Source organism: Caulobacter segnis, from assembly GCF_031454995.1.
GTDB lineage: Bacteria > Pseudomonadota > Alphaproteobacteria > Caulobacterales > Caulobacteraceae > Caulobacter > Caulobacter segnis_E.
Genome location: NZ_JAVDRV010000001.1, coordinates 439,926 through 465,812 on the forward strand (window position 1 = coordinate 439,926; position 25,887 = coordinate 465,812).

Below are 25,887 nucleotides of genomic sequence, written 5' to 3' on the forward strand. Positions count from 1 at the left end.
CCAAGCCTCCGACCGCGCCATCCCCCAACACACAACTCCAGCGATCGAAAGGCAACCGCGAAGGTGTAAGCCTCGGGTGACTCTAGTGCAGCACCTCGGCGACCAGGCTGGGATCGGTCCAGCCGCCGCTGTCGATCAGGCGCTTGACCGCGTCGCGCTCGGTCTTCAGGCGCAGCAAGGTCTGGAAATCGCTTTCGTCGGCGAGATCGGCCTTGGCGTCGTCCACGGCGCGCTCCAAGGCCGTCAGCCGCAACAGCAGGTCGAAGGCCTGGGACCATAGTCCGCGGATGGCGTCCTCGGGGCCATGGGCGGCGCCTTGGGTCGCGTGCAGCGCCGTCACGTGCGCGGCCGCGCGCTCCAGCGCCGCCAGGTTCTGATCGTCATAGCCAGCCGAGGCGAGGCGGCCGCGCACCACGCCCACCTCGATATGGTCGGCGTCCATGCGCAGATTGACCAGCTCCCGGGCGATGGCGTCCAGCCGCTGGTCGCCGAAGCCCTGGTTCATCAGCACCTCGATCCGGTCGTCGATCACCTTGGGATCGCGAATCGCGGCGATCAGCAGAGCGGCCGAGAACGGGCGGGGAGCCTGCTGTAGGGCGGCGGCGGCCTGGCGGCCTTCGGCGGTGGAGCCTTCCAGCCGCCCCTTGCCGCCGCGGCGCGCCGTGTTGTCCCAGCGCTGGCGCGAGAGGGCGCGGCCCGCGTCGCTGGCGTCGGCCTTGACCCGCCGCGCGGCGCGCATCTCGTCCAAGCGGTCGAGCAGCTCTTCCTTGTAGGCGTGGGCCAGGTCCTTGTCGGCGATGGTCGCCGCCAGGGTCCGCAGGCGCACCTTCAGGTTCGTGCGCTGCTCGGGCGTGTCGAAGGGCTCCAGCTCCTTCTCGCGCTCGAACAGGGCCTCGACGAACGGCTTGGTGTCGGCGATCTGGGCCTTCAGCGCCGCGGGCCCCTGCTCGCGCAGCACGTCGTCCGGGTCCTTGCCGCCGACGGGCATCGAGAACAGGAACGAACGGCCGGGCTTCAGCAGCGGCAGGGCGCGGTCGATGGCGCGGTCGGCGGCCCGGCGGCCGGCCTTGTCGCCGTCGAAACACAGGGTCGGGGTCGGATGCAGGCGCCAGAGGCCCTCCATCTGCTCCTCGGTCAGGGCCGTGCCCATGGCCGCCACGGCCGGGATCCCGGCGCGCTGGCAGGCGATGACGTCCATATAGCCCTCGACCACGACCATCGGCGGCTTCTCGCCCGCGCTCTGGCTGGCGTGCAGGATCTTGCGGGCCTCGAACAGGCCGTACAGCACCCGCCCCTTGTGGAAGAGGCTGGTCTCGGGGCCGTTCAGGTACTTGGCGCGGGCGGCGGGATCCATCGCCCGGCCGCCGAACGACACGACCTTCCCCCGGCTGTCGGCGATCGGGAAGATGATCCGGTCGCGGAAGCGGTCATAGGGCTGGCCGCCGTCCTCGGGCGAGATCAGCACGCCCGCGTCGACCAGATCGCCCGGCTTGGCGCCCTTGGCGATCAGATAGTCCTTCAGACCCGTGCGGTTGTTGGGCGCGAAGCCGATGCGGAAGCGGCTCCACTCTTTCTCGGGCAGGCCGCGCTTTTCCAGATAGGCGCGGGCGGCCTGGCCGACCGGGCGGCGCAGCTCGCTCTCGAACCAGGCGGCCGCCAGCTCCATCCAGTCGCCCAGCGACGAGCGCTTCTGCTCCTCGCGCGCGGCGCGGGGGTCGACCTCCGGCAGGCTCATCCCGGCCTCGGCCGCCAGCCGCTCGACCGCCTCGGCGAAGGTCAGCCGCTCGGTCTCCTGCAGGAAGCTGATGATGTCGCCGTGCTTGCCGCTGGAGAAGCAGTGGTAGAAGCCCTTCTCGTCGTTGACGAAGAACGAGGGGCTCTTCTCCTTCGTGAACGGCGACAGCCCCGCGTACTCGCGCCCCTGCCGCCGCAGCTTCACCGTCTTGCCGACGACGTCGGACGGGCGAAGGCGGGACTTCAGTTCTTCGAGGAAGCGGTCGTCGAAACGCATTGAGGGGTGAACGGTACTTCGCGGGCTTGAACCCTACACCTTATCTGGCGAGCCGCTTCGCCAGAACCGGACGTGGCGGTGTCGTCCCAAGCCATACCCCGAGTCCCCACAGGTTACCCACAGATTCACCGATCAAGCGCGGCATTAGGAACAGCCGTTCGCGTCCGTCCGTTTTCGTCTCGGAGCGCCTCGACGCGCTTTCCCCCTTCTGAACGTGACGGAGCAGACCCATGCCGCAACGATGGAATGACCGCGAAGGTCGATTTGATGTCGAGCCGGACGGCGATTTCGACCGCGATCGGGGCTACGGTTACGACGCCGCGCGGCGACGCGACCCGGCCTACGACACCCCGCGACACGACCGCCCCCATCGCTCCGGGAGCAGCCAGTTCCTGCGCGCGGCCCAGCAGGGCGGCGACTTCGGTTATGGGCGGATGAATTCGGGCGCGGACTATGGCGCGGGCGCTAGCGGTTACCGCCAGCCAGGCGACTGGGGCCGCGTCGGCGGCCACGACTTCGGCGGTGCCACGGGCGACTACGGGTCGAGCGGCTATTCCAGCCGCACCCCGGACTATGGCGATGAGCGCTACTTCGAACACCGCGAGCGGGAGGGCCGCGGCCGGGACGCCGCCTATGGCGCCTACGGCGACTATAACCCCTATCGCGCGTTCAACCCGCGCGACCGCGCGCGCCCTCGTGACGAGGAGCGCACCTGGTTCGACCGCGCCCGCGACGAGGTCTCCTCGTGGATGGGCGACCGCGACGCCATGCATCGGCGCCAGGCGGACGGCGAACACCGCGGCCGCGGGCCCAAGGGCTATCGCCGCTCGGACGAGCGCATCCGCGAGGACGTCAGCGACCGCCTGACCGACGACGCCTGGCTGGACGCCCAAGGCGTCGAGGTGATGGTCCAGGACGCCGAGGTCACCCTGACCGGCACGGTCCGCTCGCGCGAGGACAAGAAGCGCGCCGAGGCCATCGCCGAGACGGTCTCGGGCGTCGACCACGTCCAGAACAACCTGCGCGTCGATCGCGGGACGAGCATGACCGGAACGACCGCGACCACCGTGCCGCCGTCAGATCCGTTGGGCTGAGATAGGAAGGCTCCTCCCCCGCGGATGCGGGGGAGGTGGCCCAGAGGGCCGGAGGGGGCAAGCTGAGCTCCGGCCGGGTAGCCCCCTCAGTCGCTCCGCGACAGCTCCCCCGCCTCGCGGGGGAGCATCTTGTTTCGTTGCGCCCCCGTCGCTTCGTTTCACCCCTGAAACGCCACCCCATATTCCGCGTACGGAGGCCAACTTGGCCTCGACAAGCGGCCGCCGACGCCACAAACATCCCGGCTTCTCGTCGCGGGAGCACGCCCGCGCGCCGCATTGGGGTGTTTCGTGAAAGCGCTGTTCTTCTCCGTCTCCGTCCTGTCCCTGGCCGCGACCGCCGCGCTGGCGCAAGTCCCGAGCCCGATCGCGCCCCAGCCTTGGCCGGAGTCGGCGGCTCCGACCGCGCCGATCCCCGCGCCCCAGGACGTCCCCTACGCCGGCACGCTGAAGCTGTCCGTCGACGCCACCGATCTGGACCGCAAGATCTGGACCGTCACCACGACCATCCCGGTCAGCAAGGCCGGCGACTTCGTCTTCCTGTACCCGCAGTGGGTTCCGGGCGGTCACTCGCCGCGCAACGACCTGGACAAGCTGGCGGGCCTGGTGGTCACGGCCAATGGCAAGCGCATCCCCTGGACGCGCGACGTCGTCAGCGTCCACGCCTTCCATGTCGACGTGCCGACCGGCGTCAGCGAGATCCAGGTCAGCTACCAGTTCCTGACCGCCGTCGAGGCCAAGGTCGGCCGCACCGAGGTCACGCCCGAAATGCTGAACCTGCAGTGGCTGCAGGTGACGATGTACCCGGCCGGCTACTACACCCGCCGCATCCCGATCGAGGCCAGCGTCAAGCTGCCGGAAGGCTGGAAGCTGGCCTCCGCCCTGGAGACCGCCAAGGTCGACGGCCAGGTCACGACGTTCAAGCCGACCACGGTCGAGACCCTGGTCGACAGCCCGATCTTCGCGGGCAAGTACTTCAAGTCGATCGACCTGGATCCGACCGGCCCCGCGCCGGTGCGCCTGAACCTGGTCGCCGACAGCCCCGAGCTGCTGGACGCCAAGCCCGAGCACATCCAGGTCCACAAGGACCTCGTGCAACAGGCCTACAAGGTGTTCGGCTCGCACCACTACGACCACTACGACTTCCTGGTCGCCCTGTCGGACAAGATCGGCGGCATCGGCCTGGAGCACCATCGCTCGAGCGAAAACCGCGTCACGCCCAAGTACTTCACCGAGTGGGACAAGAGCTTCGTCGGCCGCGATCTGCTGAGCCACGAATTCACCCACTCGTGGAACGGCAAGTTCCGCCGCGCCGCCGACCTGTGGACCCCGAACCTGAACGTGCCCATGCGCGACAGCCTGATGTGGGTCTACGAGGGCCAGACCCAGTATTGGGGCAATGTGCTGGCCGCCCGCTCGGGTCTGCTGACCAAGCAGCAGGCGCTGGACTCGATCGCCGCCACCGCCGCCACCTACGACAACCGTCGCGGCCGCGACTGGCGCCCGGTGCAGGACACCACCAACGACCCGATCATCGCCAGCCGCAAGCCGCTGTCGTGGCTGTCGTGGCAACGCAGCGAGGACTACTATTCCGAAGGCCTGCTGGTCTGGCTCGACGCCGACACCCTGATCCGCGAGAAGACCGGCGGCAAGAAGTCGCTGGACGACTTCTCCAAGGCCTTCTTCGGCGTCGACAACGGCTCGTACGTGCCGCGCACCTATGTGTTCGAGGACGTGGTCTCCACGCTGAACGGCGTCTACGCCTATGACTGGGCGACCTTCCTGAAGACCCGCATCCAGGAGGTCCAGGAGAAGGCGCCGTTGGATGGCCTGGAGCGCGGCGGCTACAAGCTGGTCTACACCGCCACCCCGACCGAGTTCATGAAGTCGGCCGAGAGCCGCGCCAAGAGCACCGGCCTCAGCTACTCGCTGGGTCTTTCGGTCGGGTCGGACGGCGTGATCAGCGACGTCCAGTGGGGCGGTCCGGCGTTCAAGGCGGGCCTGACGCAAGGGCTGACGGTCGTGGCCGTCAACGGCGAGGCCTTCGACGGCGACAAGCTGAAGGCCGCCGTCACGGCCGCCATGAAGCCCGAGAACCCGCTGGTCGAGCTGCTGCTCAAGGACGGCTCGCGCTACAAGAGCGTCAAGATCGACTACCGCGGCGGCCTGCGTTATCCGCGCCTGGAGAAGATCGCCGGCGTCCCCAGCCGCCTGGACGACATCCTGACGCCGCGCAAGTAACCGCGAACGATTCTCAGCCTGCGACGAAATGGGGAAGGGCGGGAAAGCGGCCGATATGCCATTTTCCCGCCTGTTCATTCCCTCTGAACGCGTACCGAAGGGCCCGCTCCCCCCCCTCTCCCAAAGCGGGCCCTTCTTCGCGTCTGGACCCTGGACGCCCTCCCGACCCGCGGCGGAGCCATGAGACCGGTACCATTTCCGGCTTGAGTGGTCAGACAACTGCCCCCATAGTGCCCCGCGAAGGCGGCCCGAGAGCCGCCGCGCCATTCGCGTAGCCCCGGGGAAACGTCCAGATGACCACCGCCATCACCCGCCGCCTGTTCGGCGCGAGCCTCGCGGCTCTGTCCGCCGCCGCCCTTCCGGCCCTGGCTCAAACCGCCAACAACGCGCCGAGGACCTCGGGCGGCAAGCCGCTCTACAAGGACCCCTCCCAGCCGATCGACGCTCGCGTGCAGGACCTGCTGGGCCGCATGACGCTGGAAGAGAAGGCCGCCCAGCTGATCGGCATCTGGCTGACCAAGAACAAGATCCAGACCCCGGAGGGCGAGTTCTCGCCCGAGCAGGCCAGCAAGAACTTCCCCAATGGCCTGGGCCAGATCTCGCGTCCGTCCGACCGCAAGGGCGCCAAGCCGGTGACGGTGATCGGCGCGGCCGCCGGCGCCGACGACGGCGCGATCAACCGCAACGCCAAGGAAACCGCCCGCTACACCAACGCCGCCCAGAAGTGGGCGGTCGAGAAGACGCGCCTGGGCATCCCGATGCTGATGCACGACGAGGCCCTGCACGGCTACGTCGCCCGCGACGCCACCAGCTTCCCACAAGCCATCGCCCTGGCCTCGACCTTCGACACCGAGCTGACCGAGAAGATCTTCGCCGTCGCCGCCCGCGAGATGCGCGCCCGCGGTTCGAACCTGGCGCTGGCCCCGGTGGTCGACGTGGCCCGCGATCCGCGCTGGGGCCGCATCGAGGAGACCTTCGGCGAAGACCCGCACGTCTGCGCCGAAATCGGCCTGGCCGCCATCCGCGGCTTCCAGGGGACGACCCTGCCGCTGGCCAAGGACAAGGTCTTCGTCACCCTCAAGCACATGACCGGCCACGGCCAGCCCGAGAACGGCACCAATGTCGGCCCGGCCCAGATCTCCGAGCGCGTCCTGCGCGAGAACTTCTTCCCGCCGTTCGAACGCGCGGTGACCGAGCTGCCGGTCCGCGCGGTCATGCCCTCGTACAACGAGATCGACGGCGTGCCCTCGCACGGCAGCCGCTGGCTGCTGACCAAGATCCTGCGCGAGGAGTGGGGCTACAAGGGCTCGGTCCAGAGCGACTACTTCGCCATCAAGGAAATGATCAGCCGCCACAAGCTGACCAACGACCTGGGCGAGACCGCCGTCCGCGCCATGCACGCCGGCGTCGACGTCGAGCTGCCCGACGGCGAGGCCTACGCCCTCCTCCCCGAACTGGTGAAGGCCGGCCGCATTCCGCAGTTCGAGGTCGACGCCGCCGTGGCCCGCGTCCTGACCATGAAGTTCGAGGGCGGCCTGTTCGAGAACCCCTACTGCGACGAGAAGACCGCCGACGCCAAGACCGCGACGCCGGACGCCATCTCCCTGGCCCGCGAGGCCGCCCGCAAGGCCGTCGTGCTGCTGAAGAACGATAAGGGCGTGCTGCCGCTGGACGGCAAGAAGATCAAGCGCCTGGCCCTCCTGGGCACGCACGCCAAGGACACGCCGATCGGCGGCTATTCGGACATCCCGCGCCACGTCGTCTCGATCCATGAAGGCCTGACCGCCGAGGCCAAGGCCCAGGGCTTCGCCCTCGACTACGCCGAGGCCGTGCGCATCACCGAGCAGCGCATCTGGGCTCAGGACGAGGTCAAGTTCACCGATCCCGCCGTCAACGCCAAGCTGATCGCCGAGGCCGTCGAGGTCGCCAAGAAGGCCGACGTGGTCGTCATGGTGCTGGGCGACAACGAGCAGACCAGCCGCGAGGCCTGGGCCGACAACCACCTGGGCGACCGCGAGAGCCTGGACCTGATCGGTCAGCAGAACGACCTGGCCAAGGCGATCTTCGACCTGGGCAAGCCGACCGTCGTGTTCCTGCTGAACGGTCGTCCGCTGTCGATCAACCTGCTGGCCGAGCGCGCCGACGCCATCATCGAGGGCTGGTACCTGGGCCAGGAAACCGGCAACGCCGCCGCCGACGTGCTGTTCGGCCGCGCCAATCCGGGCGGCAAGCTGCCGGTCAGCATCGCCCGCAACGTCGGCCAGCTGCCGATCTACTACAACCGCAAGCCGACGGCCCGCCGCGGTTATCTGGGCGGCGACGTCACCCCGCTTTATCCGTTCGGCTTCGGCCTGTCGTATACGACCTTCGACATCTCGGCGCCGCGCCTGGCCAAGGCCAAGATCGGCCAGGGCGAGAGCGTCAAGGTCGAGGTCGACGTGGCCAACACCGGCAAGGTGGCTGGCGACGAGGTGGTCCAGCTCTACGTCCACGACGAGACCGCCACGGTCACCCGTCCGGTGCTGGAGCTGAAGCACTTCAAGCGCGTCACCCTCGCCCCCGGCGCCAAGACCACGGTGACCTTCGAGATCAAGCCGTCGGACCTGTGGATGTGGAACCTCGACATGAAGCGCGTCGTCGAGCCCGGCGACTTCTCGATCATGGTCGGCCCCAACTCGGTCGACCTGAAGAAGACCACGCTGACGGTGGCTTAGGGTTTAGCGCCCCCTCCGCCGGCTTCGCCACCACCTCCCCCGTTCACGGGGGAGGATAGGCCCTCCTCCTCACCCGCATCGCGGGGGAGGTGGCGCGGCGCGGATACGCGCCGTGACGGAGGGGGCGTCCCCGCCCTTAAGTAACAATCTAAAGCCAAGTTTGATCGCGGCGGGGTTCAGTCGCGGCGCTTAAGGGCCCATATCGCGGCCATGTCCGCCCCAGACCGCGCCCAGAATCCCCGCGCCCAGACCCGCGCCGACGCCGCTCCGTTCACGGACGAAGAGATCGACCTGCTCGTCGAGACCTTCTACGCGCGCATCCGCCGCCACCACCGCCTGGGCCCAATCTTCGAGACCGCGATCGGCGAGGACGGCTGGCCCCAGCATCTGGCGACGCTGAAGGACTTCTGGTCGTCGGTGCTGAATACCTCGGGCCGCTACAAGGGCCAGCCGGTGGCGGTCCACCAGCATGTCGAAGGCCTCACCGAGGGGCTCTTCATCCCCTGGCTGAACCTGTTCCACCAGACCTGCGTCGAGCTGTTCGACGCGCCGCGCGCCGCCATCATCGGCCAGAAGGCCGAGCGCATCGCGCGCTCCCTGAAGCTTGGTCTCTTCTTCAAGCCGGAAGCCGTGGCGTGAGCGCGCGCGCGGCGCTGGCCGCCGACGGCTTCGTCCGCTTCGAGGGCCACCAGACCCTGGCGCTGCTGGGCGCCGAGGCCGCCGGCGATTGGAAGACCTTCGCCGACAGCTGGAACGACCTTCCGCTGGACGGTTTCATGGCCGATGGCGGCCGCTATCGCCGGCGCCGGTTCGCGGCGTTCGCGGCTTCCCCCAATGAACTGGCCCGCAAGCCGCACCAGCCGCACTGGCAGAGCCGCGACTACAACCCGCTGAACGGCGGCGTGCAGCGCTGGTTCGAGCCCGTGACCGACGCGATCGCCGACCATCCGGTGACGCGCGGCTTGATCGCGGCGGGCCTCGGGCTCTTCCAGCCGCTGACCACCGATCCGCCCGTCGCCTGGCACGTCGAGCTGCATCAGTTCCGGATCGAGGCGCGGACCGGCATGGCCGGCCTGCCGACGCCGGAGGGCGCGCACCGCGACGGCGTCGACTGGGTCATCGTCATGCTGGTCGACCGCCGCAACGTCGACAGCGGCGTCACCGACATCTACGCGCCCGACGGGACCAGCCTGGGCTCCTTCACCCTCACCGCGCCGGGCGACATGGTCTGCGTCGACGACCACCGGGTGCTGCACGGCGTCACCGCGATCAGGCCCGTCGATCCGGCCCTGCCCGCCGTGCGGGACGTGCTGGTGGCGACCTTCCGACGTCCGGACGAACGACACATCCAAGCTTCGCCGTAACAGCGCGGCGACATTTCGACATCCGCGCGCCACCTGGGCGTCGGAAAAGCGATCAATCCGGCGCGAGGCCCGCCTTCGCGCTTGATATTGCAATTCGTTCTCAAGTAAGGACGAGCCTTCATCGCCAAGGTTCCTCGAACGCCCGTGAAGTCCGCCGCCGACCAGCACCGCCGCTCGTTCTGGCTGAAGCAGCTGCACCAGTGGCACTGGATCAGCGCGGCCGTCTCGCTCATCGGCATGCTGCTGTTCGCGATCACCGGCATCACCCTGAACCACGCCGGCCAGATCGAGGCCCAGCCCAAGGTCGTCAGCCGCACGGCGACCCTGCCGCCCGACCTGATGGCCTTGCTGGCCAAGGGTCCGGAAGAGGGCAAGCGCCCCCTGCCCGTCCCGCTGGAGCCTTTCCTCGACAAGGCCGTCGGCGCCGACGTCGCCGGCCGCGAGGGCGAGTGGTCGCCCGAAGAGGTCTATGTCGCCTTGGCCCGTCCCGGCGGCGACGCCTGGGTTTCGATCGACCGCAAAACCGGGGCGATCGAGCACGAGAAAACGACGCGCGGCGTCATCTCCCTGCTCAACGACCTGCACAAGGGCCGCAACTCGGGTAAGGCCTGGAGCTGGTTCATCGACATCTTCGCGGTCGCCTGCGTGATCTTCACGGTCACCGGCCTGATCCTGCTGCAGTTCCACGCCCGCGCGCGGCCCCTGACCTGGCCCCTGGTGGCCCTGGGCCTGGCCGCGCCGGTCATTCTCGTCATCCTGTTCGTCCACCTTTGAGGCAGACACCGTGAAGTCCAAGCTTTCGCTGCTCACCTTTGCCGGCGCCGCTGCGGCGGGCGCCCCGGCCCTGGCCGCCGACCTCAACGTCACCGTCGAGATCCCGCGCCTGACGGTCGCCGAGTATCACAAGCCCTACGTCGCCATCTGGATCGAGAACCCGGCCGACGCCAGCGCCGCCGGCACCCTGGCCGTCTGGTACGACGCCGACAACCGGGAAGATCACGGCGCCAAGTGGCTGAAGGACATGCGCCAGTGGTGGCGCAAGGCCGGCCGCGAGATGAGCTTCCCCGCCGATGGGATCAGCGGCGCCACCCGCGCGCCGGGCCCGCAGAAGCTGGTCTTCGCCGGCTCCAAGGGCGCCCTGAAGGCCCTGAAGCCCGGCCAGTACAACCTGGTCGTCGAGGCCGCCCGCGAGGTCGGCGGCCACGAGGCCGTCCGCGTGCCGTTCACCTGGGGCAAGCCCGGCAAGCCGGCTTCGGCCAAGGGCGCGGCCGAGCTGGGCGCCGTCACCGTTTCCGTGAAGTGAGAACAGCCATGACCTTCAAGAAGCGCCTTCTCGCCGTCGCCGCCGTTAGCGTGGCGCTCTCCCTGCCGATGTCGGCCTCGGCCCACCGGGGTTGGCTGCTGCCGGCCTTCACCACCCTGTCGGGCGACAACGCCTGGGTGACGGTCGACGCGGCCATCTCCAACGAGCTGTTCTATCCCGACCACCGCGCCATGCGCACCGACGGCGTCCAGGTGCTGGGCCCGGACGGCGCGGCCGACAAGATCCAGAACGCCTCGACGGGCCAGTACCGCTCGACCTTCGACGTCCAGCTGAGCAAGCCCGGCACCTACAAGATCTTCACGGCCAGCAACTCGGTCATGGCCAGCTGGACCGAGAACGGCGAGGTCAAGCGGTTCCGAGGTTCGGCCGACGACTTCGCCAAGCAGGTCCCGGCCGGCGCCGCCGACCTGAAGACCATCAAGATGGCCGGCCGCAACGAGACCTTCGTCACCCGCGACAAGCCCTCGACCGGCGCCCTGGCGCCGACCGGCAAGGGCCTGGAGCTGGTCCCGGTGACCAACCCGACCGACGTCGTGGCCACCGAGCCCGCCACCTTCAAGTTCGTGCTGGACGGCAAGCCGGCGGCTGGCCTCGACGTGACCTTCATCCCCGGCGGCGCCCGCTGGCGGGCCACGCCCGGCGAAATCAAGGTCAAGACCGGCGTCGACGGCGCGGTGAAGTTCACCCTGCCCGAAGCCGGCATGTACTGGGTCAACGCCACGGTCCGCTCCGGCGAGACCGGCCGTGGTCCGGGTGGCCCCGGCATGGGCGGTCCGGGCGGCGCGCCGCAAGGCCCGGCCACGCCACTCGCCGGCAACGGCATGAGCGCCAGCTATACCGCCGTCATCGAAGCCCAGCGGCCTTAACCCTCAAACAGCCGTGTCATCCCGGGCGGCGTAGCCGACCCGGGACCCAGGGGCCAAGTCCGGTGCGGGCGATCCTGGGTCCCGGCTCTCCGCTTCGCTGCGGCCGGGATGACACGGCTTCTTCTGTTTCTGAAAAGCCATGCCCCGCGTCCTCGTCCCCGCCCTGACCACGCCCCCCGCCTGCCCGGTGGGCGGCGCCGTGCGCGCGTTCGGCGGGGCGACCATGGGCACGAGCTGGTCGGCCAAGGCGGTGCTGCCGGCGACCGTCGACCTTCCGGCGCTCGAGGCCATGGTCCAGCGCGCGCTGGACGCCGTCGTCGCCGAGATGAGCCCGTGGGAGCCGCTGTCGGACCTTAGCCGCTACAATCGCGCGCCCGCCGGAAGCTGGGTTACGCTTCCCGAGGCGACCCTGACGGTCCTGCGCCGCGCGATCGAGGTGGCCGAGGCCAGCGACGGGGCCTTCGATCCGACCCTGGGCGCGCTGACCGATCTCTGGGGCTTTGGCCCCCGCCCCTTCTCCGGCGCGCCGCCCGAACGCGACGCCGTGACCGCCCTGCGCGAAGCCGGTGGCTGGAAGCGCCTGACGCTGGACGGCGAGGCCCTGTTCCAGTCCGGCGGCCTTCGCCTCGACCTCAACGGCGTCGCCAAGGGCTTCGGCGTCGACCAGGCCGCCGCCGCGCTCGATCGCGCCGGGGTGAAGAGCTACCTCGTCGAGGTCGGCGGCGAGCTGCGCGGGACGGGCGCCAAGCCCGACGGCCAGCCCTGGTGGGTCGAGCTGGAGCGGCCGCCGAGCGCCAACGACACGGAAAAGACCGTCGTCGCCCTGCACGACTTGGCCGTCGCCACCTCCGGCGACTACCGCCGCTTCTTCGACCACGAAGGCCGGCGCTACGCCCACACCCTGGACCCCGCCACCGGCGCGCCCGTCACCCACTCGACCGTCAGCGTCACGGTGCTGGCCAAGGACTGCACGGGCGCCGACGCTTGGGCCACGGCCCTGACCGTGATGGCGCCCGACGCGGCGCTGGCCTTCGCCGCCCGGAACGACCTGGCCGCCCTGATCGTCAGCCGCGCCGTCTCCGGCGGGCTGGAAGAGCGCCTGTCTCCGGCCTTGCGGGCCATGCTGGACTGATGCCCGACCTTTCCGCCTTTTCGCCCGAGGCCCGCCGCCTGCTGGCCGCTGGAGCCGTGGCCGGCGTCTACGCCCTGTTCTGCAGCGGGATCGCCCTGCGTGAAGCCCTCCGTCGCCGCGCGGTCGTGCGCGCGGCCGAAGCGCTGTCGCGAGGCGCGGGCGAGCCCGTGCTGGTCGCCTACGCCAGCCAGACCGGTTTCGCCGAGGAGCTGGCGAGCGCCACCGCCAAGGCGCTGTCGGACGCCGGCGCGCCCGTGACCCTGCGCGAGCTGTCGACCGTCACCGCCGCCGATCTCTCCGGCCCCGCCCTGTTCGTTGTCAGCACCACCGGCGAGGGCGACGCCCCCGACACCGCCCGCGCCTTCATCCGCGACGTCATGAAGGACGGGCTCGACCTCTCCGCCCTCCGCTACGGCGTCCTGGCGCTGGGCGACACATCCTACGCCCACTACTGCGCCTTCGGCCGGACGCTCGACGCCTGGCTGACCCACGCCAGCGCGCAACCCCTGTTCGACCGCGTCGAGGTCGACGACGGCGATCCGGCCGCCCTGCGCCACTGGCAAGGCAAGCTCTCGGTCCTGACCGGCGTCACCGACGCGCCCGACTGGAGCCGCCCCGCCTATGGCCGCTGGACCTTGGCCGAGCGCGAGCACCTGAACCCCGGCAGCCCGGGCGGCGAGGCTTGGCGCGTGCGCCTGACGCCGCCCGACGGCGCGAGCTGGCAGGCCGGCGACATCCTGGAGATCGGCCCGCGCAACGCGCCGGCCGAGGTGGTGGCGTTGGGCCTGCCGGCGGAAACAGCGGAGATCTTGTCGGGCTTGCGGCTGCCGCATGAGCCGGCCGCGATCGAGGCCTTGCGTGGTCTGTCCCCATCGGCCCTCGCCGAGCGCCTGACGCCGCTGCCGCATCGCGAGTATTCGATCGCCTCCCTGCCCGCCGACGGCGGCGTCGAGCTGATCGTGCGCCTGATGGTCGACGCCGAGGGCCGTCCGGGCCTCGGTTCGGGCTGGCTGTGCCGACACGCCGCGATCGGCGGGCCGATCGACGCTCGCGCGCGGACCAACCGAAGCTTCCACGCGCCCGATCCCGCCCGACCGATGATCCTGATCGGCTCGGGCACCGGCCTGGCGGGCTTGCGCGCGCACCTCAAGGCGCGGATCGCCGCCGGGACGACCCGAAACTGGCTGGTGTTCGGCGAGCGCACCGCCGCCCACGACTACTTCCTGCGAGACGAGATCGAGGGCTGGCTGGCCGCCGGCGCGCTGGAGCGCCTGGATCTGGCCTTCTCCCGCGATCAGGCCGAACGGCTCTATGTCCAGCACCGCCTGCGCGCGGCGGCCGAGACGCTGCGCCAGTGGGTGGCGGACGGCGCGGCGATCTATGTGTGCGGCTCGCTGGAGGGGATGTCGCGCGATGTCCACGCCGCGCTGCTGGAGGTGCTGGGCGCGGAGGCGGTCGAGCGGCTGACGGACGAAGGCCGGTATCGGCGGGACGTGTACTGAGCCGTTGAGCGCCCCCTCCGTCACGATGCTGCGCATCGCGCCACCTCCCCCGCTTTGCGTGGGAGGAGGAACTTCACCTCCTCACCCGTGAAACGGGGGAGGTGGATCGTCGCGAAGCGGCGAGACGGAGGGGGCGCTCAGCGGCGCGATAAAGCCCGAAACTCCTCCGGCGTATTGGCCCCCCGCAGCCGCGCCAGCGCGCCCTCGGGAACCGGCAGGGCCGTCAGCCCCGCCCGCTCGACGAGCCGGCGCAGCGGCCAGCCAGCTTCCGCGTCAACCGGCAAGGCGGACGCCTCGACCACCATCGGCACGGGCAGCCCTTCGTAGAACCCGCCCGCCGCCAGCAACGGCGCCAGGTCGTCGAGCGTCACCGTCGGCGCGTCGACCGCCAAGACTAACAACCGCGCCGTCCCCAGCGCCTTGGCCCCGGCCAGCACCCCGCCGACAGGCCCCGCGCCGGCCGCGTCGTCGGGAACCCACGGCAGGCCAAGATCGGCGCCGGCCGTGACCAGAGCTCGCGCCCCCGCCATCCGCGCCAGGTCGGCCACGCGGTCCACGGCCCGCCGGCCGTCCCACTCCAGCAACGCCTTGTCGCGGCCCATCCGCCGAGAGCCGCCGCCGCACAGAATGATCGCGCCGAGAGAGGTCATTCGGCTTGCCTATCGCCTCCGCCGTCCCGCGAGAAGACCTTCGACCTTCACCGTCTTCCAAGCCGCGCCCAAACCGGTCTAGTGTCCCGCCCGCATAGGGATACCCATAAGAAAATGAGCCAACCGCCCGAGCGCCAGCGTCGTCGCACGACCCAGAGCGCCACGATCCGCGACGTCGCCGCGCGCGCCGGCGTCTCGCCGATGACCGTTTCCCGCGTCATCAACCGCGAAAGCACGGTCAAGGAAGAGACCCGCGCCCTGGTCGAGCAGGCCATCGCCGAGCTCAACTACGCGCCCAATCCCGCCGCCCGCAGCCTGGCCGGCAGCGCGCCCTTCCGGATCGGCCTGCTCTACGACAACCCCTCCACCGGCTATCTGTCGGAGTTCCTGGTCGGCGCCCTGGACGAGAGCAGCCGCACCGGCTCGCAGATCGTCATCGAGAAATGCGCCGAGCCGGAGCTTGCCGGGGCCACCCTGGCCCGGCTGCTGAAGACCGGCGTCGATGGCCTGATCCTGCCGCCGCCGCTGTGCGAGTCCCCGCAGGTCCTGGCCGAGGTCAAGGCCGCCGGCGCGGCCGCCGTGGCCGTCGCGCCCGGCATGGCCAGCGCCGACATGGCCACCATCCGCATCGACAACGAGGCCGCCGCCCTGGAGTTGACCCAGCACCTACTGGCCCTGGGCCATAAGCGCTTTGGCTTCATCAAGGGCCACCCGAACCAGACGGTCAGCCAGCAACGGCTGGACGGCTTCATGTCGGCCCTGAAGGCGGCCGGCGTGCCGCAAGAGAATATTCGGGTCGAGCAGGGCTACTTCACCTATCGCTCGGGCCTGGAGGCGGCCGAGCGACTGCTGGCCGCCGAGCCCCGCCCGACCGCCATCTTCGCCGCCAACGACGACATGGCCGCGGCCGCCGCCGGGGTCGCTCATCGCCTGGGCCTGGACGTGCCGGGCGACGTTTCGATCGTCGGCTTCGACGACACCTCGATCGCCGACAACATCTGGCCGCCCCTGACCACCGTCCACCAGCCGATCGCGGCCATGGCCCGCGCGGCCGTGGACCTGGTGCTGGAGGAAATCCGCCGCCACCGCGACGGCGGCGGCGAGCCCCGCCAGTTGATGCATCCGCACACCCTGATCGTGCGGGACTCCAGCGGGCCGGTGGCGGAGTAGTCACCCTCTCCCACGCCTTCGGCGCGGGCCCCGCCCTCTCCCTTCGGAGAGGGTTTTGGGTATTGGTCTGACAACGCGCTTGCAGCCGAAACATGTTAGCGCTACCAAGCTTTCGACCAACGAGCGCCGCCGACGGTTTCGGCGCCTTCAGACGCTCGGCAAAGGGGAGACGACGCCGTGGGCGTAAGCGAATTCCTTCCGGATGACTGGAAAAACGCGACCCTGCTGGGCCGCATCGACTTCGGCGAAGGCCCGACGCCCGTGCTGGTGCGCGGCGGCCGCGTCGAGGACATGTCCAAGGTCGCGCCGACCGTCGCCGACCTGATGAACGCCTTCGGTCCCGGCGCGGCGATCCCGCGCGGCGAGGACAAGGGCCCGCTGGAAAGCCTCGACATCCGCCCGGTCTGGGAAGACCCCGACGGCGCCGCGCCGGTCAAGCTGCTGGCTCCCGTCGACCTGCAATGCCTGAAGGCCGCCGGCGTCACCTTCGCCGTCTCGACCCTGGAGCGGGTGATCGAGGAACGCGCCCGCGGCGACGCCGCCGCCGCCTTGAAGATCCGCGAGCAGCTGTCGGCCAGCATGGGCGGCGACCTGCGCGGCGTGAATCCGGGTTCGGAGGGCGCCGAGCGCCTGAAGCAGACCCTGATCAAGGACGGTCTCTGGTCGCAGTACCTGGAAGTGGCCATCGGCCCCGACGCCGAGATCTTCACCAAGGGCCCGACCCTGTCCTCGATGGGCTGGGGCGACCATGTCGGCGTCCGCTACGACAGCCACTGGAACAATCCCGAGCCTGAAGTCGTGCTGCTGTGCGACGGCGCGGGCCAGATCCGCGGCGCCTCGCTGGGCAACGACGTCAATCTGCGCGACTTCGAAGGCCGCTCGGCCCTGCTCCTCAGCAAGGCCAAGGACAACAACGCCTCGTGCGCCATCGGTCCGTTCTTCCGCCTGTTCGACGACACCTTCGCCCTGGACGACGTCCGCTCGGCCGAGGTCGAGCTGAAGATCACCGGCCGCGACAATTTCGTGCTCGACGGCAAGTCGAACATGAGCCTGATCAGCCGGGATCCGGCTGTGCTGGCCGGCCAGGCCTATGGCAAGCAGCACCAGTATCCGGACGGCTTCGCCCTGTTCCTGGGCACGATGTTCGCCCCGATCCAGGACCGCGACACCCCCGGCCAGGGCTTCACCCACAAGGTCGGCGACCGCGTCCGCGTCTCGACCCCCAAGCTGGGCGTGCTCGAGAACGAAGTCACCACCTGCGACAAGGCCAAGCCGTGGACGTTCGGCATCTCGGCCCTGATCCGCAACCTGGCCGGCCGCAGCCTGCTCTAATCTCGAGGAAACCGCGATGACCGACACCCTGCGCCACTACATCGGCGGCGAACGCGTCGCCGCCGACGCCCCGGCCGAGAGCCTGAACCCGTCCAACACCAACGACGTCGTCGCCAAGGTCCCGATGGGCGGCCAGGCCGAGGTCGACGCCGCCGTCGACGCGGCCAAGCAAGCTTTTCCAAGCTGGTCGGAAGCCTCGCCGGAAGTCCGCTCGGACCTGCTGGACAAGGTCGGCTCGACCATCATCGCCCGTAGCGCCGACATCGGCAGGCTGCTGGCGCGTGAAGAGGGCAAGACCGTCGCCGAAGGCGTCGGCGAGACCGTCCGCGCCGGCCGCATCTTCAAGTACTTCGCCGGCGAGGCCCTTCGTCGCCACGGCCAGAACTTGGAAAGCACCCGTCCCGGCGTCGAGGTCCAGACCTACCGCCAGGCGGTCGGCGTCTACGGCCTGATCACGCCCTGGAACTTCCCGATCGCCATCCCGGCGTGGAAGGCCGCGCCCGCGCTGGCCTTCGGCAACACCGTGGTGATCAAGCCGGCCGGACCAACGCCCGCGACCGCCAACGTGCTGGCCGACATCATGCAGGAATGCGGCGCCCCGGCCGGCGTCTTCAACATGCTGTTCGGCCGCGGCTCGATGGGCGACGCCCTGATCAAGCACAAGGACGTGGACGGGATCTCGTTCACGGGCTCGCAAGGCGTGGGCGCGCAGGTCGCCGCCGCCGCCGTGGCTCGCCAGGCCCGCGTCCAGCTGGAGATGGGCGGCAAGAACCCGCTGATCATCCTGGACGACGCCGACCTGGAGCGCGCCGTCGCCATCGCCCTGGACGGCTCGTTCTTCGCCACGGGCCAGCGCTGCACCGCCAGCTCGCGCCTGATCGTCCAGGACGGCATCCACGACAAGTTCGTGGCCCTGCTGGCCGAGAAGGTCGCCGCCCTGCGGGTGGGCGACGCGCTGGATCCCAACACCCAGATCGGCCCGGCCGTCTCCGAAGACCAGATGGAGACGAGCTACAAGTACATCGACATCGCGCGCGGGGAAGGCGGTCGCCTCGTCACCGGCGGCGATCGTCTCAAGCTCGACAATCCGGGCTGGTACGTGCAGCCGACCCTGATCGCCGACACCGAAGCTGGCATGCGGATCAACAACGAGGAGGTCTTCGGCCCTGTCGCCTCGACCATCCGGGTCAAGTCGTACGAAGAGGCCCTGGAGATCGCCAACGGCGTCGAGTTCGGCCTGTCGGCCGGCATCGCCACGACCTCGCTGAAGTACGCCCGCCACTTCCAGCGCCACGCCAAGGCCGGCATGACCATGGTCAACCTGGCCACGGCCGGCGTCGACTATCACGTGCCGTTCGGCGGCACGAAGAGCAGCTCGTACGGCGCGCGCGAACAAGGCTTCGCCGCCGTCGAGTTCTTCACCCAGACAAAAACCTCCTACTCGTGGTCGTAAGCAGCATGTCCTCAGCCATCTATCCCAGCCTGAAGGGCAAGCGGGTCGTCATCACCGGCGGCGGTTCGGGCATCGGCGCCGGCCTCGTCGCCGGCTTCGTTCGCCAGGGCGCCGAGGTGATCTTCCTCGACATCGTCGACGCGGACTCCCAAGCCCTGGTCGCCGAGCTGTCGAAGGACGCGGCCATCGCGCCCGTCTACAAGCGCTGCGACCTGATGGACATCGACGCGCTGAAGGCGACCTTCGCCGAGATCGGCGACGTCGACGTGCTGGTCAACAACGCCGGCAACGACGACCGCCACAGCCTGGCCGACCTGACGCCCGTCTATTGGGACAACCGCATCGGCGTGAACCTGCGCCACATGGTGTTCGCGGCCCAGGCCGTCGCGGACGGCATGAAGAAGCGGGGCGGCGGCGCGATCATCAACTTCGGCTCGATCAGCTGGCACCTGGGCCTGGAGGACCTCGTCCTCTACGAAACCGCCAAGGCCGGCATCGAGGGCATGACCCGGGCGCTGGCCCGCGAGCTGGGTCCGGACGACATCCGCGTCACCTGCGTGGTGCCGGGCAACGTCAAGACCAAGCGCCAGGAGAAGTGGTACACGCCGGAAGGCGAGGCCGAGATCGTCAAGGCTCAGTGCCTGAAGGGCCGCATCCTGCCCGATCACGTCGCCTCGCTGGTGCTGTTCCTGGCCTCGGACGACGCCTCGCTCTGCACCGGTCACGAGTACTGGATCGACGCCGGCTGGCGCTAAGGGTTGGGGATGGGGGTGACGTGGCGGTTCGGCCGCCGATGTCCTATCACCCCCACCCTACCCTCCCCATCGAGGGGGAGGGATTCGAAGAGGCTGATATGACCGCTGAACCGACCTGCGTCTGGGACCTGAAGGCCACGCTGGGCGAAGGCCCGATCTGGCATGGCGCGTCCCTGTGGTTCGTCGACATCAAGCAACGCAAGATCCACAACTACAATCCGACCAGCGGCGATCGCTTCAGCTTCGACGCTCCCGACCAGGTGACCTTCCTGGCGCCGCTGCCGGACGCCGGCGGCTTCGTGGTAGGCTTGAAGAGCGGCCTCCACCGCTTCCATCCCGACACGGGCTTCCAGTCGCTGGTCGAGGTCGAGGATCCCACCCTCGACAACCGTCCCAACGACGCCACCGTCGACGCCCACGGCCGCCTGTGGTTCGGCACGATGCACGACGGCGAGGAAAACAAGAGCGGCGCGCTCTACCGCATGGACGCCGAGGGCGTGGCGCGGATGGACCAGGACATCTGCATCACCAACGGCCCGTGCGTCTCGCCCGACGGCAAGACCTTCTACCACACCGACACCCTGGAAAAGACCGTCTTCGCCTTCGATCTGGCCGCCGATGGGACGCTGTCGAACAAGCGCGTCTTCGCCCAGATCACCGAGGACGACGCCTATCCCGACGGCTCGGTCGTCGACGCCGAGGGCCATGTCTGGACGGCGCTGTGGGGCGGCTTTGGCGCCATTCGCTTCTCGCCCGCCGGCGAGGTCGTGGACCGCGTGAAGCTGCCCGCGCCCAACGTCACCAAGGCTTGCTTCGGCGGGCCCGATCTGAAGACCCTCTATTTCACCACCGCCCGCAAGGGCCTGAGCGACGAGACCCTGGCCCAGTATCCGCTGGCCGGGGGCATCTTCGCGATTCAGGTCGACGTCGCGGGCCAGCCCCAACACGAGGTTCGCCTTGGCTGAACGCACGCCCCGCCGGTTCCGGTCTCGCGATTGGTTCGATAACCCCGACCACATCGACATGACCGCGCTCTATCTGGAGCGCTTCATGAACTACGGGATCACGCCGGAGGAGCTGCGAAGCGGCAAGCCGATCATCGGCATCGCCCAGACCGGCAGCGACATCTCGCCCTGCAACCGCATCCACCTCGACCTGGTGACGCGGATTCGGGACGGGATCCGCGACGCCGGGGGCATTCCCATGGAGTTTCCGGTCCACCCGATCTTCGAGAACTGCCGTCGCCCGACGGCGGCTCTGGACCGGAACCTCTCCTATCTCGGCCTGGTCGAGACCCTGCACGGCTATCCGATCGACGCCGTGGTTCTGACCACCGGCTGCGACAAGACCACGCCGGCGGGCATCATGGCCGCCACGACGGTCAACATCCCGGCCATCGTCCTGTCGGGCGGCCCGATGCTGGACGGCTGGCACGAGGGCGAGTTGGTCGGCTCGGGCACGGTGATCTGGCGCTCGCGCCGCAAGCTGGCGGCCGGCGAGATCACGGAAGAAGAGTTCATCGACCGCGCCGCCTCGTCGGCGCCGTCGGCCGGCCACTGCAACACCATGGGCACGGCCTCGACCATGAACGCCGTGGCCGAAGCCCTGGGCCTGTCGCTGACCGGCTGCGCGGCGATCCCCGCCCCGTACCGCGAGCGCGGCCAGATGGCCTACAAGACCGGCCAGCGGATCGTCGACCTGGCCTATGAGGACGTCAAACCGCTCGACATTCTCACCAAGAAGGCCTTCCAGAACGCCATCGCCCTGGTGGCGGCGGCCGGCGGCTCGACCAACGCCCAGCCGCATATCGTGGCCATGGCCCGTCACGCGGGCGTCGAGATCACCGCCGACGACTGGCGCGCGGCCTACGACATCCCGCTGATCGTCAACATGCAGCCGGCCGGCAAGTATCTGGGCGAGCGCTTCCACCGGGCCGGCGGCGCGCCGGCGGTGCTGTGGGAGCTTCTCCAGCAGGGCCGCCTGCACGGCGACGTGCTCACCGTCACCGGCAAGACCATGGGCGAGAACCTGCAAGGCCGCGAGACCAGCGACCGCGAGGTGATCTTCCCCTACCACCAGCCGCTGGCCGAGAAGGCCGGCTTCCTGGTGCTGAAGGGCAACCTGTTCGACTTCGCGATCATGAAGTCCAGCGTGATCGGCGAGGAGTTCCGCAAGCGCTACCTGTCCGAACCGGGCAAGGAAGGCGTCTTCGAGGCCCGCGCCATCGTGTTCGACGGCTCGGACGACTACCACAAGCGGATCAACGACCCGGCGCTTCAGATCGACGAGCACTGCATCCTGGTGATCCGCGGCGCGGGTCCCATCGGCTGGCCCGGCTCGGCCGAGGTCGTCAACATGCAGCCGCCGGATCACCTGCTGAAGAAGGGGATCATGAGCCTGCCCACCCTGGGCGACGGCCGTCAGTCGGGCACCGCCGACAGCCCCTCGATCCTGAACGCCTCGCCCGAGAGCGCGGTGGGCGGCGGCCTCTCGTGGCTGCGCACCGGCGACACGATCCGCATCGACATCAACACCGGGCGCTGCGACGCGCTGGTGGACGAGGCGACGATCGCCGAACGCAAGAAGGACGGCATTCCGGCCGTCCCGGCGACCATGACGCCGTGGCAGGAAATCTACCGCGCCCACACCGGTCAGCTCGAGACCGGCGGCGTGCTGGAGTTCGCGGTCAAGTACCAGGACCTGGCGTCTAAACTGCCGCGTCACAACCACTGACGGGCCCCAAATAACGGACCGCCACGGCGAACCTCGCGGTTCACCGTGGCGGCGTTCGTTCTCGGATCCGCCGCCGCCCTCCTTCATGAACGAAGCGCGGCGAGGAGCCGGTTAGAACCGGTTGCCGGTCGACGCGGCGTTGATATTGCCGGTCTGGGCCCCGAGGTTGTTGTCTCGGAAGTCGTTACCCACCACCAGCACCTCGGCGTTCGTGACGATGCCCCAGTCCTGCTGGCCACCGCCCGCGCGGGATCGAACGCCGGTGACGACGCCCGAACCGCTCTCGAAGTAGTAGATGCCGTTGGAGCGACCGGTGACCTTGCGACGCCCGTTCGCGATGAACTGGCCGCCGGTGATGGTCGTGTCCGGACAATTGACCAGGATGCCGTCCAGGCCATTGTTGACGAAGATGGTCGGTCCCACCTGAACCTGCCGGTTGTGATCCGACAGGTAGACCCCGCATTCCGTGGAAAGCTCGATGAAGCCGGGCTTGATCAGGTGCTGAGCGCCCCAGGTGTCGAGGTAGATGCCGTGGCCGCCGTCCTCGCCATAGAAGCCGCCGTCGATGCGGATGCTCGCGATAGGGTTGGATTGCGAACCATAGGCGCCGACGCCGTTACCGCCGTTCTTGTAGGTGACGCAGTTCTCCAGCGCGCCGACCGAGGTCGCGCCCGCCGTCCCGAAAGAGGCGTATCGATAGCCGTCGCCCCCGTTGAGCAGCGAGGCGCACTTGGTCAGATAGTACTGCACCGGGTTGGGGAAGAAGTTGGCGTCGGCCGTGAACCTGAACCCGTGCGAGACGTTGTTGTTCGCCCCGCAATTGACCAGCGTGGTGTAAGCCGTCATGCCCAGGTTCCAACCGATATGGTTGTAAGCGCAGCGCACGTTGGTGATCACACCGTTGTCCCAGCTGTATTGCAGGGACTTCTGCAGCTGAATGCCATCGCCCCCGGCCAGGGGCGTGACCCCCCGGTGGTCGGCGGTGAAATCCATCATCGTCACGTAGTCCGTGGCCGCCGGGATGAGGATCACGGGTTGGCTCGGATTGGTGGACCGCAGGAAGGTTACGCCGATCCCGCAGCCTTTCAACGCCGTGCCGCCGCGCGGAAACTGCACCGGCGCGCTGACCGTGTAGACCTTGGCGAGCATGCGCACCTCGTTCGAGGCCGCGAAGGCTCGTTGGAAGCTCAGCGTGTCGTCGGGATCGCCCGGCAAGCGATAGTCATCGGCGAAAACATAGTTCGTCATCTTAAAATTCTCCACAATATTACAGGCACTTAACCGCGAAATAGCGGCCCGACGCCTTGGCTTCGCTTGGCTTGTCCAAGGGCGTTGCGGGGATCAATCTGGGGTCCCGATGCGTCAGACTCGGACGCAGTTTGTTCTATTTTTGTTCTCATCTTCTAGGGCGGCGAGCGGGGGGGCGGCGGGTGCGCTCGCGGTCTGGTCTTGCGAGCCGCGCCACGTCAGGATGGCCGCCGGAGGACCCCGCCTTGCACGATTTCGAGCCGCTTTTTGTCGCCGCCCAGCAAGCCAGCGCCGCGGGTCATCCCGACCAGGCGCGGGACCTCTACGCCAAGGCGGCCGACCGAGCGCGCGCCGCCGGCGTCGCCCTGCCCTTGGCCCAGGCTCTGCGTCACCTGTCCGATCTGGATCGCGAGGCCGGAGAGACCCAATCCGCGCTCGCCGCCGCCGACGAGGCCGTCGCCCTCTACCGCGCGAGCCCCGACGCCACCGACCTGGACCTCGCCAACGCGCTTCGGCTGAGCGCCCTCGCGCGCGAGGCCTTCGGACAGGCCGCGACCGATATGTGGCGCGAGGCCGGCGCGCTCTATCAGGACGCGGACGTCGAGGCTGGCGTCGAGGAAGCCCGGCGGCGGCTGAACCTGGCGACCCGCGCCGCCGAGCCCGAGGACCTCGCGCCGCTCGCCCGGCTCTGGCGCCAGGGCTGGCTGGACGCGCATCAGGGTATCGTCCCCGACGATCTGGTCGCGCTGCGCACGCCCGAGAGCTTCGCCGAGCGGATGGCCGCCGCGCTCCCCCGCGTTCGGGCCCTGGGCCCAGTGGGCGCGCCGATCGGCTTTCATCTGATCAAGGGCGACGAGCTGAACCAGTTCTATCTGGCCGGCGCGGCGCGCGGCGCGGGCGCGGCCGGCGTGCTGATGGCCGACGCCGAGGCGCGTCTGGCCGAAGCGGGCGTCGCGACGGCCTGGCTGGCCTGCGCCATCGGCAACGCGCGCGCCGCCCGCTTCTACGAGAAGTCGGGCTGGACGCGAACGGGGGTCGAAACCGTGCCGACCGAGACGTCGGAAGGCCCTTTCCCCCTGGAAGTCTGGCGATACGAAAAGCGCTTGGCGGTCGACGGGCTATAGGTCGACCGCGCCAGCCTTAGAATTCCTCCCAGTCCTCGCTCTTGGCCGCCGCGGCCGCGCCGCCGGCGAACGCCGCCGCCCGTTGGCGAGCCTGATGGACAGGATGGCCGCCGGGACGCGTCACGGGAGCGGCCTTGGGCGCCGGCTCGGGCGCGGCGGGGCTGGCCGAGCGGGTGGGCGTCGACGCCGCGGAGCCGCCGCCGACATTGAACTTGGCGACCAGTTGCGAGAGCTCGGCGCCCTCGCCGTTGAGGCTGGCGGCGGCGGCCGTGGCCTCCTCGACCATGGCGGCGTTCTGCTGCGTCACCTGGTCCATCTGGTTCACGGCGGTGTTCACCTCGGCCAGGCTGTCGGCCTGTTCGGCGGCGGACCGGGCGATCTCGGAAATCAGCAGGTCAATCTGGCTGACCTTGTCGACGATGCCTTGCAGCGCCGCGCCGGTGTCGGTCACCAGCTTGGCGCCGCGCTCGACCTGGGTGCTGCTGTTGGAGATCAGGGTCTTGATCTCCTTGGCCGCGTCGGCCGAACGCTGGGCCAGGGCCCGCACTTCCTGAGCCACGACGGCGAAGCCGCGACCGGCCTCGCCCGCGCGAGCGGCCTCGACGCCGGCGTTGAGGGCCAGAAGATTGGTCTGGAAGGCGATCTCGTCGATTACCCCGATGATGCTGGTGATCTTGGCCGAGCTTTGCTCGATCTCGCCCATGGCCTCGACGGCCTGGCGCATGATCTCGCCCGAGCCCTCGGCCTCGGCCTTGGCGCCCGACGCGGCGCGGGAGGCCTCCCGGGCGCCCTCGGCGCTGCGCTTGACGGTCGAGACCACTTCGGTCAGCGCCGCCGCGGTCTCCTCGATGCTCGCGGCCTGTTGCTCGGTTCGGCGCGACAGGTCCGAAGAGGCGCTGGCGATCTCGTTCGAGCCGCCGCGCACGCCCTCGGCCGTCACGCTGATCGAGCTCATCGCCTTGCGCAGGCTGTCGATGGCGGCGTTGAAGTCGTTTCGGATCTGGGCGTACTGGCCGGTGAACTCCGCATCGATGCGCGCGGTCAGATCGCCCTGGGCCAGACGGTCCAGGCTCTTGGCCAAGGCCGTCACCACCGTGGCCTGCTCGGCCTCGGTCTTGCGCCGCTCCTCGTCGTTGCGAGCGCGTTCGGCCTCGCCGCTGGCGCGGGCCCGCTCGGC

At 69.4% G+C, this 25,887-nt stretch carries 20 protein-coding genes and 2 pseudogenes; 17 read left to right on the forward strand and 5 right to left on the reverse strand.

Features of this window, described 5'->3' with window-relative positions:
* Positions 1-82: 82 nt before the first annotated feature.
* Complete coding sequence (dnaG, locus tag J2728_RS02150) at positions 83-2,011, reverse strand: DNA primase (RefSeq protein ID WP_309995741.1); 1,929 nt, start codon at positions 2,009-2,011, stop codon at positions 83-85.
* 230 nt (positions 2,012-2,241) lie between these two features.
* On the opposite strand from dnaG, the gene J2728_RS02155 reads away from it, so the two are divergent.
* The 3 genes from J2728_RS02155 (at position 2,242) to J2728_RS02165 (ending at position 8,057) form a co-directional block, all read left to right on the forward strand.
* Positions 2,242-3,105: a BON domain-containing protein gene (locus J2728_RS02155; protein WP_309995745.1), complete on the forward strand. Its 864-nt coding sequence runs from the start codon at positions 2,242-2,244 to the stop codon at positions 3,103-3,105.
* 276 nt (positions 3,106-3,381) lie between these two features.
* Positions 3,382-5,343, forward strand: coding sequence for a M61 family metallopeptidase (locus tag J2728_RS02160; protein ID WP_309995747.1), 1,962 nt, complete (start codon positions 3,382-3,384; stop codon positions 5,341-5,343).
* Positions 5,344-5,636: 293 nt separating this feature from the next.
* Positions 5,637-8,057 carry a glycoside hydrolase family 3 N-terminal domain-containing protein gene (locus J2728_RS02165; RefSeq protein ID WP_309995749.1) on the forward strand — a complete coding sequence of 807 codons (2,421 nt, stop codon included), beginning with the start codon at positions 5,637-5,639 and terminating at the stop codon, positions 8,055-8,057.
* 59 nt (positions 8,058-8,116) lie between these two features.
* On the opposite strand, the pseudogene J2728_RS02170 reads toward J2728_RS02165, so the two are convergent.
* Positions 8,117-8,188, reverse strand: a pseudogene (locus J2728_RS02170) (hypothetical protein); the annotation flags it as partial.
* A 79-nt stretch (positions 8,189-8,267) separates the two neighbouring features.
* On the opposite strand from J2728_RS02170, the gene J2728_RS02175 reads away from it, so the two are divergent.
* From J2728_RS02175 to J2728_RS02205, 7 genes are all read left to right on the forward strand, one after another.
* The gene (locus J2728_RS02175; protein WP_309995752.1) at positions 8,268-8,696 is read left to right on the forward strand and encodes a group III truncated hemoglobin; all 429 of its coding nucleotides are present in this window, start codon (positions 8,268-8,270) and stop codon (positions 8,694-8,696) included.
* Positions 8,693-9,421: a 2OG-Fe dioxygenase family protein gene (locus J2728_RS02180; RefSeq protein ID WP_309995756.1), complete on the forward strand. Its 729-nt coding sequence runs from the start codon at positions 8,693-8,695 to the stop codon at positions 9,419-9,421. The genes J2728_RS02175 and J2728_RS02180 overlap by 4 nt, the downstream gene beginning before the upstream one ends.
* A gap of 144 nt (positions 9,422-9,565) precedes the next feature.
* Positions 9,566-10,195, forward strand: a complete 630-nt coding sequence (locus J2728_RS02185) for a PepSY-associated TM helix domain-containing protein (protein WP_309995759.1) — start codon at positions 9,566-9,568, stop codon at positions 10,193-10,195.
* Positions 10,196-10,205: 10 nt separating this feature from the next.
* Positions 10,206-10,724 carry a DUF2271 domain-containing protein gene (locus J2728_RS02190; protein WP_309995761.1) on the forward strand — a complete coding sequence of 173 codons (519 nt, stop codon included), beginning with the start codon at positions 10,206-10,208 and terminating at the stop codon, positions 10,722-10,724.
* On the forward strand, positions 10,721-11,611 hold the full coding sequence (locus J2728_RS02195) for a DUF4198 domain-containing protein (protein WP_309995764.1): 891 nt from the start codon (positions 10,721-10,723) through the stop codon (positions 11,609-11,611). Before J2728_RS02190 ends, J2728_RS02195 begins: the two co-directional genes overlap by 4 nt.
* A gap of 187 nt (positions 11,612-11,798) precedes the next feature.
* Complete coding sequence (locus J2728_RS02200) at positions 11,799-12,743, forward strand: FAD:protein FMN transferase (RefSeq protein WP_309997549.1); 945 nt, start codon at positions 11,799-11,801, stop codon at positions 12,741-12,743.
* The gene (locus tag J2728_RS02205; protein WP_309995767.1) at positions 12,743-14,245 is read left to right on the forward strand and encodes a sulfite reductase subunit alpha; all 1,503 of its coding nucleotides are present in this window, start codon (positions 12,743-12,745) and stop codon (positions 14,243-14,245) included. Before J2728_RS02200 ends, J2728_RS02205 begins: the two co-directional genes overlap by 1 nt.
* Before the next feature lie 137 nt (positions 14,246-14,382).
* Here J2728_RS02205 and mobA read toward each other — a convergent pair whose 3' ends face one another.
* On the reverse strand, positions 14,383-14,895 hold the full coding sequence (gene mobA / locus J2728_RS02210) for a molybdenum cofactor guanylyltransferase (RefSeq protein WP_309995770.1): 513 nt from the start codon (positions 14,893-14,895) through the stop codon (positions 14,383-14,385).
* Positions 14,896-15,009: 114 nt separating this feature from the next.
* Between mobA and J2728_RS02215 the strand changes: the two genes are divergently transcribed.
* The 6 genes from J2728_RS02215 (at position 15,010) to xylD (ending at position 22,338) form a co-directional block, all read left to right on the forward strand.
* Entirely contained in the window at positions 15,010-16,065 is a 1,056-nt protein-coding gene (locus J2728_RS02215) for a LacI family DNA-binding transcriptional regulator (protein WP_309995773.1), read from the forward strand.
* 177 nt (positions 16,066-16,242) lie between these two features.
* The gene (locus J2728_RS02220) at positions 16,243-17,397 is read left to right on the forward strand and encodes a fumarylacetoacetate hydrolase family protein (RefSeq protein WP_309995775.1); all 1,155 of its coding nucleotides are present in this window, start codon (positions 16,243-16,245) and stop codon (positions 17,395-17,397) included.
* Between the two features lie 16 nt (positions 17,398-17,413).
* Positions 17,414-18,850: an aldehyde dehydrogenase family protein gene (locus J2728_RS02225; RefSeq protein ID WP_309995777.1), complete on the forward strand. Its 1,437-nt coding sequence runs from the start codon at positions 17,414-17,416 to the stop codon at positions 18,848-18,850.
* Positions 18,851-18,855: 5 nt separating this feature from the next.
* Positions 18,856-19,605, forward strand: a complete 750-nt coding sequence (gene xylB / locus J2728_RS02230) for a D-xylose 1-dehydrogenase (protein ID WP_309995780.1) — start codon at positions 18,856-18,858, stop codon at positions 19,603-19,605.
* 98 nt (positions 19,606-19,703) lie between these two features.
* Complete coding sequence (gene xylC / locus J2728_RS02235; protein ID WP_309995783.1) at positions 19,704-20,570, forward strand: D-xylonolactone lactonase; 867 nt, start codon at positions 19,704-19,706, stop codon at positions 20,568-20,570.
* Positions 20,563-22,338: a xylonate dehydratase XylD gene (gene xylD / locus J2728_RS02240; protein ID WP_309995786.1), complete on the forward strand. Its 1,776-nt coding sequence runs from the start codon at positions 20,563-20,565 to the stop codon at positions 22,336-22,338. The genes xylC and xylD overlap by 8 nt, the downstream gene beginning before the upstream one ends.
* A gap of 111 nt (positions 22,339-22,449) precedes the next feature.
* Here the strand turns inward: xylD and J2728_RS02245 are convergent, their stop codons facing one another.
* Complete coding sequence (locus J2728_RS02245; RefSeq protein WP_309995788.1) at positions 22,450-23,586, reverse strand: hypothetical protein; 1,137 nt, start codon at positions 23,584-23,586, stop codon at positions 22,450-22,452.
* A 245-nt stretch (positions 23,587-23,831) separates the two neighbouring features.
* Here J2728_RS02245 and J2728_RS02250 point away from each other — a divergent pair, with 245 nt between their 5' ends.
* The gene (locus J2728_RS02250) at positions 23,832-24,710 is read left to right on the forward strand and encodes a GNAT family N-acetyltransferase (RefSeq protein WP_309995791.1); all 879 of its coding nucleotides are present in this window, start codon (positions 23,832-23,834) and stop codon (positions 24,708-24,710) included.
* 16 nt (positions 24,711-24,726) lie between these two features.
* Here the strand turns inward: J2728_RS02250 and J2728_RS22215 are convergent.
* A pseudogene (locus J2728_RS22215) lies at positions 24,727-25,800 on the reverse strand (methyl-accepting chemotaxis protein); the annotation flags it as partial.
* Positions 25,801-25,887 lie beyond the last annotated feature (87 nt).